This window comes from Halomonas sp. KM007, from assembly GCF_050709225.1.
Classification (GTDB): domain Bacteria; phylum Pseudomonadota; class Gammaproteobacteria; order Pseudomonadales; family Halomonadaceae; genus Vreelandella; species Vreelandella hamiltonii.
The window spans coordinates 2,293,307-2,309,203 of record NZ_CP136131.1 but is presented as its reverse complement, the minus strand read 5'-3'; the positions used below and the strand labels follow the sequence as shown (position 1 = coordinate 2,309,203).

Below are 15,897 nucleotides of genomic sequence, written 5' to 3'. Positions count from 1 at the left end.
CGCCCGAGTGAGGTTGTCGCAAATCTCCTAACGACTCAAAACTAAACCTATACACAACGATGTCGATGGCTGGACGACATCATCACGCACGCCCTGGGAGGCGCGATCTTTTTCTTTGTTGCTAGGTAAGGTAATCCCAGGCATCCCCACAACCACTCCCAGAGATGATGACAAAGGCTCAGCGCTACAGCGCGAGCCAAGTTGTAAGCCAGGGCATGCAAGGAAAACTCGCGTTTGACACCCGCCAGCCCACGGCGCCGGAAGCGAGACAGTCCCTGTTGCTGACGTAGCGCTGAAAACACTGGCTCGACCATGGCCTTTCGCTGCCGGAAGACCGCTTGGGCTCCCGGGTGGGTCATGATTTGTTGCAATGCCAGGCGTGCCTCGTCCTCCGGGTAATGTTTGATTCGGCGCCCCCGGACCGAACGGGTACAAGCAATCCGTTGCGGACAGCCCTCGCAGGCATTGCAGGCATAAACCGTTTGCTCACGCGAGCGTACCGACGCGTTTATATGACTGATGCGCTGAAGCCGCTGCCCCGCTGGGCAGTAGTAAACATCCTGTTCGGCATCGTAAGTGAATAGGTTTTTATGATACAGGCCCTTCGCTTTGTCAGTGGTACTGGGCCTGGGCGGGCAAAGCAGGCTGACATCACGCGCCAGTGTCGCGTTAATAACGCCATCATCAAAATAGCCGGCATCCAGCAGAAGCTCGCGTGGGCTCTTGGGTTCCACGCGCTCGCTCTGATCGATCAGCTCACCCACCACTCGCGTCTCGCTTGTGGGATCCACAGCGTGTGCCACGATGATGCGTGCCTCATTGGCCAGGACGGAGGGCGTATAAGCCGGCGCAAAACCGCGTCCACGCTTCTGTCGCTGCATGGCGGCCTCTGGCTCCGTCAGGCTGACACGAACCGTATCGGTACGCTTGCCATGGCGACGTCGTGCCGCGATCCTCGCATCAAGCACCTGCTCACAGGTGTGCGCTCTATCCAGCTGCTGCTGAGTCTCGTCCTGTTGCTCCGGAAGAGCCTGCTGATGGCCGATCCGGGCCTTACTGACTCGAGCACGCACGGCCTCCTCCTTGAGCAGACGATAGTGAGAGCAGGCCGCTTCGATCACGGTTCCGTCACCCGCCAGGCAGGCTGTCGATGTTCCGGACCTGGCGAGAACGGTGCGTGTCAGCGCTTCGAAAAATGTCTGTGACAGCGCCTGTTCATGCAAGCAGATGAAGCGTCCGATGTTGGCATGATCGGGGGCAATGCCTCCGGTCACCCACATGGCACCCAAATCCACACGTGCCAGCCGCTCCAACGCGCGCAGCGATGAGACCCCCTGCATGATCCCGTAGAGAATCAACCCCATCATAGCTCGTGGCGCATAGGGTGCGCGCCCTGTGGTGGCATATCGATCCTCGAAGGGTGTCCAGTCCTGGGCATCCAGCAGTTCGGCCACCACTAAAGGGGCACGAATCCCTGACTGCCGCAGATGATCTTCAAGCGGTGTCATGCCCAGGAAAATCGCCGTGGCGTCACCTCGTAGAAAACGCCGCCCTGACGAGCCAGCCGTTACGCGGGAGGATGGAGGGGGCGAAGCAGGCGATGCCTGAAAAAGCGCGAACTGCCTGTCATCGGGTGTGGGCATGCATGCTGTCGACACGGTAAGCTCTCAGACAGATAGAAGGTTCATTTTACGGCTTTGCCCCTTTCGCGACACCCTCGAGTGGGCGAGGGTTCACGCGGGTTTTTGCTGATCCACTGAAAAAACGCGGCTGGAAATTCTTCGGCCCCACCACGGCGTTCGCCTTTATGCAGGCTATGGGGCTGCTCAACGACCACTCGCTCCACTGCATCACACGCGAACAGGTGGAACAGGCCCGCAGGCAGTTTCAGCGCCCGGGCTGATTTTCTACGGTCATCATCGCCTACCCCAGACGGGTAAAGTCCAATAGGCTTTTCTGGCTCTGTGGCTGCAGCACCGCCTCGACCGCTCGCTGCCAATCCTGCCATGCAAACACGCGATAATTCGGCATCTCTAGCTGGCTCAGTAGCTTCCAGATGGCCAGGAACTGATGCTGCCAAGTGTCTGCAGGCATCCTGGCCAAGCTATCGCGCAGATGAAACCTTCTGTAATGAGCGCGAGGTTTGCCATCCAATTGAACAGCCTGCCCCGTCAATAACCCATAGGCGATAAACATCGCACCAGGCGCCATTGACTGTAGAATGTTCGAGGCCACTGGACCGCCCAAGGCGTCAAAGACCACATCGGACACGCGCGCCACATGGGTGATCTGCGACGTATCCTGAAGAGATAGCGGCCGAATACCCAGCTGTTCGAGGCGGGCGGCTCGGCTCTCGGAGCGGTATACCCCAATGACTTCACGAGCCCCATGCTGGTAGGCCCACGTTCCCAGGTATTCTGCGCAATTCGAACCCGCGCCAGTGAGCAGCACACGCTTGCCCCTGACAGGCCACATTTCCAGCATCGTCAAGGCTGCCAGGGGATTGATGTAGGCCCGTGCAGCCACAGCATCAGGAATGTCATCCGGGACAGGCACGGCAAGCGCAGGGTCACAATCCACAAGCGTTTGCCAAGTGCCTTCACCGCGTAGTGGAAGCACACGTTTTCCGATCAGCGAAGCATACGCTTGAGGTGCCTCCATCACGCGCCCTACGCCTTCGTAGCCCGCAACGGCGGGCAGTGCTATGCGATGCGAGTACGCTCCGTGGATGGGAATCAGGTCAGAGGGATTCACGGGAGCGCACAGCATACTGACCCTGAGCTTATTCGCGCTCAGTTCAGGCACCTCAGCCGCTTCCATGTTCAATGTTTCAAGCGGATTACCGAAGGTCCGGTAGGTGAGAGCATGGCGATGCATGGCCAGCTACCTCGACGAGCATATAAATGAAAACAAACGGATATAAAACTATACCGTCTCATGCGCCTGCACTTCTTCCACCATCTCTGTCGCCATATTCCCGATGGTGCGCACCGCGTCTTCGATGGCGGGGGTGAGCGTAAATGCATAGTTCAGCCGCAGGCACTGGCGGAACTTGCCGGAGGCGGAGAACAGCGAACCCGGCGCCACGTGGATGGCATGCTGCGCCAGACGCTGATTGAGCTTCACGCAATCCACCGCGGCGGGTAACTCTACCCATAGCAGGAAGCTGCCCTGAGGGTAGCTGATGCCCGAACCAGGCGGGAAATAGCGCTGCACCCAACCGATCATGACGTCTCGCTGGCGCTGGTATTGCCGGGTCACGTGGCGCAGGTGCCGCTCGTAATGCCCTTTGGCAACGAACTCCGCCACGGCCAGTTGGGGCAGCGTGGCTGAAGCACCGGTGGAGACGTACTTCATGTGCAGCGCCTGATCGCGATAACGCCCCGGCGCCAGCCAGCCCACCCGTAGCCCCGGCCCCACCGTTTTGGAAAAGCCGCTGCACAGCATCACGCGGCCATCGTCATCGAAGGATTTCACGGTGCGCGGCCTTGGCAGGCTAAAGGACAAGTCACCGTAAATATCATCTTCGATAATCGCCACATCGAAACGCTGGGCAAGCTGAAACAGCGCCCGCTTGCGCGCCTCCGGCATGGTGTACCCCAACGGGTTATTGTAGGTGGGCGTGACCTGTATGGCGCGGATCGGCCACTGCTCCAGCGCCAGCTCCAGCGCCTCAAGGCTGATGCCCGTTTGCGGATCAGTGGGGATTTCCAATGCCTTCAGACCATTGGCTTTCAAAATCTGCATGGTGCCGTAAAAACTGGGCGAGTCGACGGCCACCACATCGCCGGGCTGTGTCAGCGTGCGCAAGGCAATGGCCAGCGCTTCCTGACAGCCCGTGGTGATCAGCAGATCATCTGGATGCAGCAGGCAGCCAGACGCGACCGCGAGCCTGGCGACCTGCTGGCGCAGCTCGGGACTGCCGCTCAGCTTGTCATAGTTGAAACCATGCAGATCATTGCGACGGTGAAGACCCGCCAAGATCCTGGAGAGCGGGCGCAGCGTCTCGTACTCCAGGTTAGGCACTCCCCGCCCCAACAACAGCCGCTGATCATCGCGCTGGGTAGCCACGAGCTCCAGCACCTGATCCCATTGAGAGATGTCCAGCGGCCGCTGGGCAGGCCGCGACATGGACGGCAGCACCGCGGGTGCTCGGCTCGGCAGCACGAAGTAACCCGACTTGGGCCGCGACTCGATCAACGCCACATCCATCAGTTGCCGGTAGGCTTCCTGGGCCGTCGAGATACTCACGTCCAGCTCTTGGCACACCGCTCGAATGGAGGGCAGGCGGTCGCCCACACGGTAGATACCGTGCTCGATACGCTCGCGCAGGATAGCGGCGACTTCTTCATAGCGCGTCATGACAATCCCCTTCTTATAGCCCACCCCACCATACAGATGGCGTGCCCAACTGCCATACAGAGGTATAGCACGCCTATCTGTATCTTAAAAATAAAAAAACCTATGTCTGTATCAAAGAAACGGCGCCGAATAATCTAGTCCTGCAACCCACCGTCATGCCTCTGGAGGATTCGCCATGCCACGCTTCAGTCTTGCCCAGCTCCGCTGTCAGCTACGTCTCCAACTGCATCAGTACCGCCACTACCGCCGTAGCCGCCGTAGCCGCCGCCAGCTACTGACCCTGGATGACCGGCTGCTCGAGGATATTGGTATCACCCGCGCCCAGGCAGCCCAAGAAGGCCATAAAGCGTTCTGGAAACATACGTCCCTTGAGGAGACTCCCCATGAAAAGTGCTGACTACTACCTGCTGGACGTCTTTACCGAGCAGCCATTTACCGGCAACCCGCTCGCGGTTTTTCTGGCGTCCGATGAATTGGACACCTCCACCATGCAGGCCTTGGCCAATGAACTGAATCTGGCAGAAACGGTGTTTTTGAGTGCCGCCACGCAAACGAACCATTATCCGATGCGGATTTTCACGCCGACGAGAGAACTCCCGTTTGCAGGCCACCCAACAGTGGGTACTGCACACTTGCTGGCAGCATTGGAACTCGCCAACCCCGCTCACCCCCTGGTGCTTCACCCACCCATTGGTGCGCTGACGGTTCGCTACGAAAACGGCCAGGCCATGTTCACGACGTCGCAACCAGCCCTACTGGCCGCCAGCCCGATCGACCGGCTGACGGCCGTTGAGCTGCTGGGGCTCGATATCCATCAGGTGATAGGCGACCCCGTCATGGCCTCCCTGGGGCTGCCCTTTCATTTGATCGAGCTGGCCGATGTGAAGGCGCTGGAGAACATCCGCATTTCATCGGCACTTTGGGCCAGTGCCGTGATGACCAGCGAGGCCCCCCAGGTTTATCTTTACGTCATCGAACGACACGAGGCGACCCGCACGGTGGTTCGTAGCCGCATGTTCTGCATGCATGCCAGCCTTTGCGAAGACCCCGCAACCGGCAGTGCCGCCGCCGCCCTGACCCACTATCTGGCATCGCTCACCAGCGACGCACTGCATTGCACGATTCATCAGGGCATTGAAATGGGCCGTCCCAGCATCATCGAAACGGCTGCGAATGGTCAGCTCGAAGCTGGGCATGTGCAAGTGGGAGGGCACGCCGTTCTGGTGGGCAAGGGAACCATGAGGCTCAATGCCCATTAGGGGTCGGTTTGTCGGCCATCGTGGCAGCATGAGCCAGCAGTTCATCTCCTTTATATTCATCGACGAGATGCGACTTCTGCCAAAGCTTGGCCACCAGTTCCTGAATGAAGCTTCTCACAATGAGCGATGGACGACGCCCAGCCCGAGTCACTACACAAAAAGGTGACGCAATCTCGACCTGGTCCGGCAAGAGCGCTTTGAGCTCCCCTCTCTCTACCCAATGGTTGGCATAATAATGGGGCAAGTTTCCAATAAAATGACCGCTTAGAATAAGCAGCGCCTGCGCCTCCATATTGGAGGCATGGGCACCCACCTTGGCATTGGGAAAGCTTTTCAGTTCTTGCAAATTGGCATAAGGACGAACTACGAAGGGAAACTTGATCACATCAGCAACTGTTAACTGGGCGCTATCATGATGAAAAAGCGGATGCCTTGTTGCACAGTACATCCCGTGTACCTCGGTATAGACCTGCCGATGCTGCAAGCCTTCCATCTGCGCCGTTTCCGGCAAGATACCGAGTTGCACGGCACCATTGGCGATTTCCCCGATCAAGCGGTCAGGACTGCCTACCGTAATATTGAGCCGTGCTTTAGGGTTCTTGCGCAGAAACTCACCAATTACGCCCTGCAGATCAAGATCGATATCCATGATGGTGTTATCCACCACACCCAAGCGCAATGTTCCGTAAACCGCACTACGCAACTCGCTCATCTCGCTGTCAAAATCGTCTACGGATGAAAGCAACATCTTTGCGCGCTCGTATACGATGGCACCCCGCTCAGTCAGCTCAAATCCTTGTCGACCCCGGTGGCATACGGTGAACCCTACCCGCTCCTCGAGTGCCCGAATGTGAAAGCTGATAGCGGATTGGCTCATATGCAGCGCTGTTTGTGCACCGGCAAAACCACGATGTTCGGTCACCGCAAGGAAAACGGAAAGGCTCTTGAGATCGGCGGCTGAGAGCTTCATTAGCGTGCCCTACGTTAGTGCAAATCACATCAATAAAATGGGTACGAACATCTAAAGATAACAGTTTTATTGTTGCATAGCGCCTGCTTTACTCAAGGTGTTCTTGTTCAACAGGCCTTCGCCTTTTGATTCGAGTATCACCACTCTGAGGAGCATCCCCATGCAACGCATTCCAACGATTACTGCAGGTCTCCTACTTGGCGTCAGCTTTGCCTCCACTGCCCATAGTGATTTGCTAGAAGACATACGCTCTGATGGTACTTTCACCGTAGGCACGGAAGCACGCTTCGCCCCGTTTGAATATATAGAAGACGGCGAAATCGTCGGCTACTCCGCCGATATCATGGAATACATCATGGAAGAGCTGGAAGGCGTCGAGCTGATCCGTATGGATCTACCTTGGCAAGGTATTTTGCCGGGCCTGGAGCGCGAACGCTTCGACTACGTGATTACCTCGGTCACCGCCACCCCGGAGCGTATGGAGCGCTACCACCTGAGCGCTCCTATTGCCGATGCCACCATGGCCATTCTCAAACGCGCTGGCGAAGAGAACATCAACTCACCTGAAGACCTTGCTGGCAAAGTAGCCGCCGCTCAATCGGGCTCTGCCCAGTTGGCCGCTCTGGAAGCCTTGGCGGCTGAACTTGAAGAGGCAGGTACACCCATTGCCAACATACGAACCTACACAGGCGTCGATGAAGCCTACGCTGAGCTGGGTACCGGTCGTGTTGATGTAGTGATCAATAGTCTTCCTAACCTGCTCGAAGCAGAGCGTACCCGCCCGGACGTATTTGAGGTGGTCGGCACCTTCGGCGATCCGGTCTATTTCAGCTGGGCTGGGCGTAACGACGAAGAAAGCGCTTCGCTGAATGCGTTTATGGATGAGCAAATTCAACGCCTCAATGAAGACGGCACACTCAATGAGCTACAGGAAAAATGGTTCGGTGGCCCGATGGATCTGCCTTTGGAACTGCCAGCGACCGAGTAAGACGGCACGCAGTTCGCTCAGCCGATTCGTTTCTCTTTAAGGGTGCACCATGTTTGAGATTCTACTCAACCACTACCCTGTGCTGCTCAAAGGCTTGACCACCACTCTGGTGGTCTCGCTTTCCGCCATCGCGCTGGGGTTGGTACTTGGCGTTTTGCTGGCCTTTGGCTTGACCAGCCGTTACCGCTTGGTACGTTGGCCTTGCGGGCTTTACCGCAGTTTTTGGCGTGGCACCCCCATTTTGTTGCAACTGTTGTTGGTCTATTACTTGCTGCCCGACATCGGTATTGAGATCGCACCCATTTCAGCCGCTATTTTGACGTTAACGCTCAATACAACGGCCTTTCAGGCGGAAATCTTCCGCAGTGGTATCAGCCATATTCCCATAGGGCAGATAGAAGCGGCACGTATGGCAGGCATCTCCATTTGGCAAATACGGCGGCGCATCATCATGCCCCAGGTGTTTCGCCTGACCTTGCCGCCCTTGACCAACGAGATCATCACGATTCTCAAAAACTCGTCGCTGATTTCAGTGATTGCGGTGACGGAGCTCATGCGTGTCAGCGAACAGATCGTGTCGCGTACTTTTCAGCCGCTAGAGACCTACCTTGCTGCGGCCATGCTGTATCTCGCCGTCAATCTTGTACTGGCACGCATCAGTGCTTACCTGGAACGCCGTATGAACGGCGGCCTAGCCACCGAATAGGGGAGTGTCCGTCATGTTCGATATTGCCCTGCTTTGGGAAATGCGCGGCCTGATTCTGCAAGGACTGTGGAATACGCTATGGATATGTTTTTTAGGCTGCTTACTCGCCCTTTCTTGGGGGCTGGTATTAGCGGCGCTACGGCTGGCTAACCCACGCCTTTTCGGATATCCAGTAGCTTGCTACGTGGAGATATGCCGTGGCACACCGTTACTTATTCTGCTGTTTTTGCTCTATTACGGCGGCCCCAGTGTTGGTCTGAGGCTTGATGCCGAAGTTGCCGGTGTCTTCGGTATTGGGCTGTATGGCGCAGGCTACTTCGCGGAAATTTACCGTGGTGGCTTCAAATCCATTCCCAAAGGCCAACTGGAGGCAGCGCGAATGCTCGGCATCTCCCCTTGGCACGCGCTAATACGCATTCAGATTCCTCAAATGGCCCGCCTGATCGTACCGCCAAGCACCAACCAGCTGATCATCCTGGTGAAAGAGTCTGCTCTGATTTCGATCATTTCAGTGGATGATCTGACCAAAAACGCTACCACGATCGTCAATCAGACGTTCCAGGTCATCGAACCTTACCTGGCGGTTGCATTGCTTTACTGGCTAATGATTGAACTGGTCGCCCGAGGTGGCTATGCGCTGGAAAAACGCTTGGCCAATCGTCGACCACGCCACCTCTCTCACAAGAACGCCCACAAGGACCCTGCCCATGCCAACGGCTGAGACCCTCTCGACACCTTCGCCTAGCCCTCGCAAAGCTATTGTCGAGGCTCACGGTATCAGTAAGCAGTTTGGCGAGCTGGAAGTGCTGTCCAACATCGACTTCAGCCTTGCGCCTTCCGAAGTGGTCTGTGTGATAGGCCCTTCCGGTTCTGGTAAATCCACCCTGCTGCGCTGTCTGGCTTTTTTGGAGCCCTACGATCACGGCAGCGTCTATATCGACGGCCAATTATTGGGCTATGAGGATCGTAGCGGCAAGCGTGTGCGCACCAGCGAAAGGCGCGTGGACGAAGTGCGCGCCCCAGTGGGCATGGTGTTCCAGCACTTTCATCTATGGCCCCACCGCACGGCACTTGAGAACGTCACCGAAGCGTTGCGTCTGGTCAATGGGCTGTCTCGCAGCGATGCTGATGTAGCTGGCATGACCATGCTCGAACAGGTGGGCCTTGCTGACCGCGCAGGGCACTTTCCAGAGAGTCTCTCCGGTGGCCAGAAGCAGCGCGTGGCCATTGCCCGAGCCCTGGCCATGAAGCCCCGCGTCATGTTCTTCGATGAACCCACGTCGGCGCTTGACCCTGAATTGGTCGGCGAAGTGCTGGATGTCATGAAAGCGCTTGCCGCAGACGGCATGACCATGGTGATCGTTACCCACGAAATGGGCTTTGCCGCCAAAGTCGCTGATCGCGTGATTTTTATGGATCAAGGTCGCGTAGTAGAGAGCGGCCCTCCCAACACTCTATTTCGTCAACCCAAAAGCGAACGCCTTCAACAGTTTCTCAACACCTGGCGCGAGCGCCATATCGACTGATTCTGCCACCGAAACATCGTTCACTCCCCTGGAGCATCACATGAACTCTGATACACGCTTTGACCACGCCCGCATCGAGCAACTGCCGCGCAGTAACAGCGAACCTTGCGGCCATAACCACAGCCTTGAAAACCCCATCTCCCCTGATGGTACGCCAGTGTTAGGCAAACGTTACGAAGTCGCCGCCCGTGGCGGGCGAGCGGTACGTTTAAAGGCTGGGCAAACCATCCGTATCATCAATACGCACGGCACCCAAGTGTGTGATACCTGGGCGTTCAGCACCGATAACATCAACGAGTTCATGTCCTGGGAGCACGGCCGTGCCTGGCTGAGCGCGCTTATTCCCCAGGTAGGCGACCCACTGATCAGCAATCGTCGCCGTCCGATCATGACCCTTACCGCCGACACCTCACCAGGCATTCACGATACGCTGATGGCCGCCTGCGACCTGTTCCGCTATATGACTCTGGGTGTCGAGGGCTATCACGACAGCTGCGCCGATAACCTGAGGTTAGCCATGAAAGCCATCGGCGTAGATGTCCCTGAGGTGCCCCAGCCGCTCAATTTATGGATGAACATTCCCGTGAATGCGCAGATGAAGGTCGACTGGTGCCCACCCGTTTCAAAAGCTGGCGACTATGTCGAGCTGCGCGCTGAGATGGACTGTATTGTCGCAATGTCCGCCTGCCCGCAAGACATCATTCCCATCAACGGTGCAGACTGTGTGCCTGTCGAGGTACATTTCGAAGTGTACGAATAACAAATCCGTCAGGAGAGCCCCATGCAAAGCCATACCCCGTATCCAGCTGACCGCGCATTGGCCGACATCAAGGCGATAGCAGGCGCAGTCGACCCAGAGCGTTTAGCCAATGACTTGGCAACGGTGGCCAAATTTGGTGCTCGTTCAGATGGTGGTGTGGCGCGCCTTGCGCTCGACGATAACGATACCAGGGCCAGGCTGTGGCTCATTGAGCAGGCCAGTGCACTGGGGGCAACGGCAAGCGTGGACGCCATCGGCAACGTGTTTCTCGACGTACCCGGTAGCGACCCTACGCTCGATCCCGTCGTCACGGGAAGTCACTTGGACAGCCAGCCGACCGGCGGCAAGTACGATGGGGCGCTGGGCGTGCTGGCCGGGCTCGAGGCGCTTCGCGCGCTAAAACGAGCGGGGTTTGCTCCACGCCGCCCGCTATCACTGGTGAGCTGGACCAATGAAGAAGGCGCGCGCTTCTCACCAGGCACCTCCGGTTCCGCAGTCTTTTGTGGTGTACGTAGCCTGGAGGAAACGCGCTCAGTCAAAGACAGTGAAGGCGTAAGCCTTGGGCATGCTTTAGATACTTGCCTGGCAGAACTGGACGCCGCCGGTGTACCGCGCCGCCCTTTGGCAACGCCCATGCACTCCTTTCTGGAATTGCATATTGAGCAAGGCCCCATTCTGGAGCGCAGCGGTGCTGCAGTGGGCGTTGTCGAAGGTATTCAAGGCGTCAGTTGGTTTGAAGTCACGGTCATTGGAAACGCTAACCACGCAGGCACCACCCCGCGTGCCATGCGCCGCGATGCGCTAGAGGGCGCCTGCGCACTGGCCACGGCATTACGAGAAAGCGCGAAAGACAGCGAAGACCGAGTACGCTTTACCATTGGCAAGTTCGCCGTTGGCCCTGGTTCGGTGAATACCATTCCCGACCAAGTGACCTTCAGTATCGACTTACGCCACCCAGAAGCGGCCACGCTAAAAGCGCTGGAAGCCGAATTCAATCAGCTCACTCAGCAAACCTGGGCGGGGTGCCAAGCCACCCTGACACCGCTATCGCGCGTCGAGCCCGTCGCCTTTCCCACGACACTCACCGCCTTGCTTGATAACACAGCAAACGCACTGGGCATGGCTGCGCCACGTTTTGTATCAGGAGCCTTTCACGACGCCATTCATCTCGCCAGGCACTGCACGACAGCCATGCTGTTTGTACCCTGCCGCGATGGCCTGAGCCATCACCCCGATGAGCACACCAACCTCGACGACGCTGTCGCAGGCACTCAGTTACTGGCCGCCAGCCTGGCGAGCTTGAGCCAATAAGGAGAGCGACATGGCAAAAGGCACCCGTGGCACTCGCCGCAATGCCGCCACCGGCGAAAGCTACCTACCACACCAGGAGCCACGCTATCGTGAAATAGCCAGCTTCTTACGTGCGCCGCTAGCCGACTCATTGGATGAACTTGATATTGCACTGGTAGGCATTCCTTTTGATGGCGGCGTCAGCAATCGTCCCGGCACCCGCCATGGACCTCGTGAAATTCGCAATCAATCAAGCATGATGCGAAGCTTGCACCATATTACCCGCCAGGATCCCATGGCTCAGGCGCGAATTGCTGACATCGGCGACGTTCGCTTTTCATCGATTTACGACCTTGAGCAGGTCTCTAACGATATTGCCGATCATTATTCCGCTATTCGTCGTGCGGGCGTTATGCCGCTCAGTATTGGTGGCGACCACTCGATCACCTATCCCATTCTGCGGGGCTTAGCGGCCGATGGCCCAGTAGGACTGATCCATATCGATGCCCATACCGACACCTGGGATGAATTTCAGGGCTCCAAATTTCACCACGGAGGCCCCTTCCGGCTCGCCTGTGAGCACGGTTTGATTGACCCTAAACGCACGGTGCAGATCGGTATTCGCGGCGCACAAAACACCACCCAAGGCTGGGACTACTCCGATGCAACTGGCATGCGGGTGATGTTTATGGAGGAAGTGGATGCACTGGGTATTGAAGCGGTTATCAGCGAGGCTAAGCGCGTGGTGGGAGGTGGCCCGGTCTACCTCTCCTTCGATATCGACAGCATCGACCCCGCGTTCGCGCCTGGCACCGGTACACCAGAAGTCGGCGGACTTACCAGCCTGCAGGCACTCAAACTGGTGCGAGGTTTTCGCGGCCTACCACTGATCGGTGCCGATGTGGTGGAAGTCTCTCCACCGTTTGATCACACGGGAAATACAGCACTGCTGGGGGCGACCATCATGTATGAGCTGCTGTGCTTGATGGCTGAGCAGGTGGCAACTGGTGAAGGGCACACACGATGACGCTTTAGCCATCGGCAACTTGGCAAAGCGTCATTACGCGGGTGCTACAAACATGGTGGATTACCGCCATTAATCGCCGGCACAATCTCAAGAACGCCTAATAAGTCGCTGCCTTCCGCCCCGCGCGGCGCCAACACCATCACGCCCGCTTCCGGCAGGCTGGTGCCGGAGAGGACATTTCCGAAAATCATTTGAGCCGGAGTACGGTGGCCCACGAGTACGCGATTTTTTCCCGGCGCCATTGGCTCGCTAAACAGACGTCGATGTTCAGACAGAACCCAGTCGAGACGACCGCGGGAATAATCATCCGCGAGCAGGCTATCGGTCACGCTCACTCTCTCGACACCGAACGCCAGTTCAGCGGTATCACGCGCACGGTACACCGGGCCAGACAAAATAGGTTCCTCGACAGGGATGCCCAGCTCTTCGATCCGTTTACCTAGCTCAACCGCTTGTTCGCGGCCCATTGATGAGATATTGCGCTGCCCCTCTCGCCCGGCGCTATCGTTATAGGTATCGCACTGCTGCCCAGAGGTATCGGCATGGCGGATATACATCACCAGCCCGCCTTCACGAAGGCGTTCCAACAGTGCTGTGCCCTCGTCGGATTCAATGCTGAATGCCTGAACGGCTGGCTGAGCATAAGCACCTTGAGCACCGACACTGGTTACAGCCAGTATCGCGAGAAGCCCAAGCAGAATTCTTGCCATTGGAACATGCCCCTTTGTTTTGGGATCACGGAACATCACACCCGAACATCGTGACGCACTCCTCAAGCCGTCAACCCAATCCCTCTCAAAATCACCGAGGTCACCGACTGCACGGCTTTTTCGAACTGCAGGTCGTCCAGCGGTTTGTCGTCGTTGAGCAGTGAGATTTGATAGTCGAAGTCGGCGTAGTGCTGGGTGGAGGCCCAGATCATGTAAAGCAGGTACGAAGGCTCGACGGGGTTGATTTGGCCGGAGTCGATCCACTCGCGAATTTTCGACTCTTTCAGCTTGGCCCATTCATAGAGGTTATCGCGCAGCCGCTCCTTGAGAATCGGGGCGCCCTGCATCACTTCGGCCGCCCAGATCTTGGAGCCGTGGGCGCGGTAGCGGGAATGATTCATTTTGGCGCGAATGTAGGTGGAGAGCACCACCCGTGGGTCGTCGTACAGCTCGAAGCAGAGCGCGTCCTGTTTCCACACCTCCAGCAGCGCCAGCAGCACCTCCTGGTAGAGCGCCTTTTTGGTCGAGAAATAGTAGTGCACGTTGGACTTTGGCAGGTCGGCCAACTGGGCAATGTCGCCCATGGAGGCACCGGCGTAGCCTTTTTCGGCAAACAGCTGCTCCGCCGCTTGAAGGATTTTCTTGACGTTGGTTTGCCGTATTTCGTCCTGTGTTCTCGCCACGCTGATGTCCCTTTGCAACCGTCCGCTCACAATACACACCAAAAACTGCACCACCGCCCCACGAGGATACAGGCGGTGGTGCAGTGAAGATGGCGCAGTTAGCGCATCGCGTCAACGCTGGTTGGTGGGAAACGAGAACTCCGCCCGTGTGGCTTCGCTGACGGAGGGCCAGCGTTGGGAAACCGCTTTGCGGCGCGTGTAGAAGCGCACCGAGTCTGGGCCGTAGGCGTGGAGGTCGCCAAACAGCGAGCGCTTCCAGCCGCCAAAGCTGTGGTAGGCCACCGGCACGGGCAGCGGTACGTTGACCCCCACCATGCCCACTTCGATACCGTCGGTGAAGCGGCGGGCGGCTTCGCCACCACGAGTGAACAGGCAGGTGCCGTTGCCGTATTCGTGGTCGTTGATCAGCTGCATGGCGTCGTCCAGGCTGCCGACCCGCACCACGCAGAGTACCGGCCCGAAGATCTCTTCCTGATAAATGCGCATCTCCGCAGTGACGTGATCGAACAGACAGCCACCGACGAAATAGCCCTCTTCATGGCCAGCGACACTCAGGCCGCGCCCATCCGCCACGAGCGAAGCGCCAGCGTTAACGCCGTCTTCGATAAACCCAAGCACTTTATCGCGATGTTCGGCGGTGACCAGCGGGCCCATATCCAGGCCTTTATCGGTACCGGGGCCCACCTTCAACTGGGCGATCTTGGGCAGCATGGTTTCGACCAGACGGTCGGCGGTTTCATCCCCCACGCACACCGCTACCGAGATCGCCATGCAGCGCTCGCCGCAGCTGCCGTAGGCGGCGCCCATCAGCGTGTTGGCGGCGTTTTCCAGGTCGGCGTCCGGCAGAATCACCGCGTGGTTTTTCGCGCCACCCAGCGCCTGAACGCGCTTGCCTGCCGCCGAGCCACGGGAGTAGATCGCCTCTGCCACGGGGGTAGAACCTACGAACGAAATGGCTTTCACGGCCTTGGCATCCAGCAGGGTTTCTACCGCTTCGCGACCGCCATGCACCACGTTCATCACGCCTTTGGGCAGCCCGGCCTCCTGCAACAGCTCGGCCACGGCCATGGCGGCCGACGGATCTTTTTCGGAGGGCTTGAGGATAAAGGTATTACCGCAGGCAATCGCCATGGGGTACATCCACAGCGGCACCATGGCGGGGAAGTTGAACGGGGTAATGCCCGCCACCACGCCCAGCGGCTGGAAGTTGGACCAGGCATCGATGCCCGGCCCCACGTTGTGGGAGTACTCGCCTTTCAGCAGCTCCGGCACGCCGCAGGCGTACTCGACGTTCTCGATGCCACGTTTCAGCTCGCCCATGGCGTCTTCCACCGTCTTGCCATGCTCTTCGCTGACCAGCTGCACCAGGCGGTCGGCGTGCTCTTCCAGCAGCTGCTTGAAGCGGTACATGACCTGGGCACGCTTGGCGGGCGGCGTATCACGCCAGGCAGGAAACGCCGCCTGAGCCGCAGCAATCGCCCGCTCCACATCCGCCGCGCTGGCATCCGCCACTTGGCGAACCACCTTGCCCGTGGAGGGGTTGGTCACGTCCAGCGTACGCTGGCTTTCCACCAGCTCACCGTTAATCAGGTGGGAAACAACACTCATCATGAAAC

Annotated in this window: 16 protein-coding genes and 1 pseudogene; 10 read left to right on the top strand and 7 right to left on the bottom strand. The window is 58.0% G+C overall.

The features are described 5' to 3' along the window. Nucleotides 1-47 precede the first annotated feature (47 nt). Nucleotides 48-1,508, bottom strand: a complete 1,461-nt coding sequence (locus RVM27_RS10880; protein ID WP_498956560.1) for an IS1182 family transposase — start codon at nucleotides 1,506-1,508, stop codon at nucleotides 48-50. Nucleotides 1,509-1,756: 248 nt separating this feature from the next. Here RVM27_RS10880 and RVM27_RS10875 point away from each other — a divergent pair. Then, nucleotides 1,757-1,903, top strand: a pseudogene (locus tag RVM27_RS10875) (DNA-3-methyladenine glycosylase I); the annotation flags it as partial. A 20-nt stretch (nucleotides 1,904-1,923) separates the two neighbouring features. Here RVM27_RS10875 and RVM27_RS10870 read toward each other — a convergent pair. Together RVM27_RS10870 and RVM27_RS10865 are read right to left on the bottom strand one after the other, a co-directional pair. Then, nucleotides 1,924-2,877: a zinc-dependent alcohol dehydrogenase family protein gene (locus tag RVM27_RS10870; protein ID WP_498939181.1), complete on the bottom strand. Its 954-nt coding sequence runs from the start codon at nucleotides 2,875-2,877 to the stop codon at nucleotides 1,924-1,926. A 48-nt stretch (nucleotides 2,878-2,925) separates the two neighbouring features. Beyond that, nucleotides 2,926-4,362 (bottom strand): aminotransferase-like domain-containing protein, encoded by a 1,437-nt coding sequence (locus RVM27_RS10865; RefSeq protein ID WP_498956559.1) that lies wholly within the window; start codon nucleotides 4,360-4,362, stop codon nucleotides 2,926-2,928. Between the two features lie 175 nt (nucleotides 4,363-4,537). Between RVM27_RS10865 and RVM27_RS10860 the strand changes: the two genes are divergently transcribed. Both RVM27_RS10860 and RVM27_RS10855 read left to right on the top strand, forming a co-directional pair. Then, nucleotides 4,538-4,759, top strand: coding sequence for a DUF1127 domain-containing protein (locus RVM27_RS10860; RefSeq protein WP_498956558.1), 222 nt, complete (start codon nucleotides 4,538-4,540; stop codon nucleotides 4,757-4,759). Beyond that, nucleotides 4,746-5,621 (top strand): PhzF family phenazine biosynthesis protein, encoded by an 876-nt coding sequence (locus RVM27_RS10855; RefSeq protein WP_498939185.1) that lies wholly within the window; start codon nucleotides 4,746-4,748, stop codon nucleotides 5,619-5,621. The genes RVM27_RS10860 and RVM27_RS10855 overlap by 14 nt, the downstream gene beginning before the upstream one ends. Here RVM27_RS10855 and RVM27_RS10850 read toward each other — a convergent pair. Then, nucleotides 5,608-6,591, bottom strand: a complete 984-nt coding sequence (locus tag RVM27_RS10850) for a LysR family transcriptional regulator (RefSeq protein WP_498956557.1) — start codon at nucleotides 6,589-6,591, stop codon at nucleotides 5,608-5,610. The two genes, RVM27_RS10855 and RVM27_RS10850, sit on opposite strands and share 14 nt — an antisense overlap. Nucleotides 6,592-6,751: 160 nt before the next feature. Here RVM27_RS10850 and RVM27_RS10845 point away from each other — a divergent pair, with 160 nt between their 5' ends. Genes RVM27_RS10845 through speB form a run of 7 tightly spaced genes read left to right on the top strand, consistent with a single transcriptional unit; the run spans nucleotide 6,752 to nucleotide 12,888 of the window. Further along, on the top strand, nucleotides 6,752-7,579 hold the full coding sequence (locus RVM27_RS10845) for a transporter substrate-binding domain-containing protein (protein ID WP_144980788.1): 828 nt from the start codon (nucleotides 6,752-6,754) through the stop codon (nucleotides 7,577-7,579). 49 nt (nucleotides 7,580-7,628) lie between these two features. Next, nucleotides 7,629-8,285, top strand: coding sequence for an amino acid ABC transporter permease (locus RVM27_RS10840; RefSeq protein ID WP_144980790.1), 657 nt, complete (start codon nucleotides 7,629-7,631; stop codon nucleotides 8,283-8,285). 13 nt (nucleotides 8,286-8,298) lie between these two features. Continuing rightward, complete coding sequence (locus RVM27_RS10835; RefSeq protein ID WP_498275252.1) at nucleotides 8,299-9,006, top strand: amino acid ABC transporter permease; 708 nt, start codon at nucleotides 8,299-8,301, stop codon at nucleotides 9,004-9,006. Next, on the top strand, nucleotides 8,993-9,811 hold the full coding sequence (locus tag RVM27_RS10830; protein ID WP_144980796.1) for an amino acid ABC transporter ATP-binding protein: 819 nt from the start codon (nucleotides 8,993-8,995) through the stop codon (nucleotides 9,809-9,811). The genes RVM27_RS10835 and RVM27_RS10830 overlap by 14 nt, the downstream gene beginning before the upstream one ends. 40 nt (nucleotides 9,812-9,851) lie before the next feature. Then, entirely contained in the window at nucleotides 9,852-10,571 is a 720-nt protein-coding gene (locus tag RVM27_RS10825) for a DUF1989 domain-containing protein (protein ID WP_230478424.1), read from the top strand. A gap of 21 nt (nucleotides 10,572-10,592) precedes the next feature. Further along, nucleotides 10,593-11,882 carry a M20 family metallo-hydrolase gene (locus tag RVM27_RS10820; RefSeq protein ID WP_498956556.1) on the top strand — a complete coding sequence of 430 codons (1,290 nt, stop codon included), beginning with the start codon at nucleotides 10,593-10,595 and terminating at the stop codon, nucleotides 11,880-11,882. A 10-nt stretch (nucleotides 11,883-11,892) separates the two neighbouring features. Continuing rightward, a complete protein-coding gene (gene speB, locus RVM27_RS10815; protein WP_498939189.1) occupies nucleotides 11,893-12,888 on the top strand; it encodes an agmatinase in 996 nt (331 codons plus the stop codon). Nucleotides 12,889-12,932: 44 nt separating this feature from the next. Here speB and RVM27_RS10810 read toward each other — a convergent pair whose 3' ends face one another. From RVM27_RS10810 to RVM27_RS10800, 3 genes are all read right to left on the bottom strand, one after another. Further along, nucleotides 12,933-13,598, bottom strand: a complete 666-nt coding sequence (locus tag RVM27_RS10810) for a histidine phosphatase family protein (RefSeq protein ID WP_498939191.1) — start codon at nucleotides 13,596-13,598, stop codon at nucleotides 12,933-12,935. 62 nt (nucleotides 13,599-13,660) lie between these two features. Continuing rightward, nucleotides 13,661-14,281: a TetR family transcriptional regulator C-terminal domain-containing protein gene (locus RVM27_RS10805; RefSeq protein WP_498956555.1), complete on the bottom strand. Its 621-nt coding sequence runs from the start codon at nucleotides 14,279-14,281 to the stop codon at nucleotides 13,661-13,663. 111 nt (nucleotides 14,282-14,392) lie between these two features. After that, nucleotides 14,393-15,889 (bottom strand): CoA-acylating methylmalonate-semialdehyde dehydrogenase, encoded by a 1,497-nt coding sequence (locus tag RVM27_RS10800; protein ID WP_498956554.1) that lies wholly within the window; start codon nucleotides 15,887-15,889, stop codon nucleotides 14,393-14,395. Nucleotides 15,890-15,897: the final 8 nt, after the last annotated feature.

What these genes read in the sequence shown, in the direction of transcription:
- RVM27_RS10880 (WP_498956560.1), bottom strand. Translation starts at nt 1,508, where the DNA reads ATGACACCGCTTGAAGATCATCTGCGGCAGTCAGGGATTCGTGCCCCT.
- RVM27_RS10870 (WP_498939181.1), bottom strand. Translation starts at nt 2,877, where the DNA reads ATGCATCGCCATGCTCTCACCTACCGGACCTTCGGTAATCCGCTTGAA.
- RVM27_RS10865 (WP_498956559.1), bottom strand. Translation starts at nt 4,362, where the DNA reads ATGACGCGCTATGAAGAAGTCGCCGCTATCCTGCGCGAGCGTATCGAG.
- RVM27_RS10860 (WP_498956558.1), top strand. Translation starts at nt 4,538, where the DNA reads ATGCCACGCTTCAGTCTTGCCCAGCTCCGCTGTCAGCTACGTCTCCAA.
- RVM27_RS10855 (WP_498939185.1), top strand. Translation starts at nt 4,746, where the DNA reads ATGAAAAGTGCTGACTACTACCTGCTGGACGTCTTTACCGAGCAGCCA.
- RVM27_RS10850 (WP_498956557.1), bottom strand. Translation starts at nt 6,591, where the DNA reads ATGAAGCTCTCAGCCGCCGATCTCAAGAGCCTTTCCGTTTTCCTTGCG.
- RVM27_RS10845 (WP_144980788.1), top strand. Translation starts at nt 6,752, where the DNA reads ATGCAACGCATTCCAACGATTACTGCAGGTCTCCTACTTGGCGTCAGC.
- RVM27_RS10840 (WP_144980790.1), top strand. Translation starts at nt 7,629, where the DNA reads ATGTTTGAGATTCTACTCAACCACTACCCTGTGCTGCTCAAAGGCTTG.
- RVM27_RS10835 (WP_498275252.1), top strand. Translation starts at nt 8,299, where the DNA reads ATGTTCGATATTGCCCTGCTTTGGGAAATGCGCGGCCTGATTCTGCAA.
- RVM27_RS10830 (WP_144980796.1), top strand. Translation starts at nt 8,993, where the DNA reads ATGCCAACGGCTGAGACCCTCTCGACACCTTCGCCTAGCCCTCGCAAA.
- RVM27_RS10825 (WP_230478424.1), top strand. Translation starts at nt 9,852, where the DNA reads ATGAACTCTGATACACGCTTTGACCACGCCCGCATCGAGCAACTGCCG.
- RVM27_RS10820 (WP_498956556.1), top strand. Translation starts at nt 10,593, where the DNA reads ATGCAAAGCCATACCCCGTATCCAGCTGACCGCGCATTGGCCGACATC.
- speB (WP_498939189.1), top strand. Translation starts at nt 11,893, where the DNA reads ATGGCAAAAGGCACCCGTGGCACTCGCCGCAATGCCGCCACCGGCGAA.
- RVM27_RS10810 (WP_498939191.1), bottom strand. Translation starts at nt 13,598, where the DNA reads ATGGCAAGAATTCTGCTTGGGCTTCTCGCGATACTGGCTGTAACCAGT.
- RVM27_RS10800 (WP_498956554.1), bottom strand. Translation starts at nt 15,889, where the DNA reads ATGAGTGTTGTTTCCCACCTGATTAACGGTGAGCTGGTGGAAAGCCAG.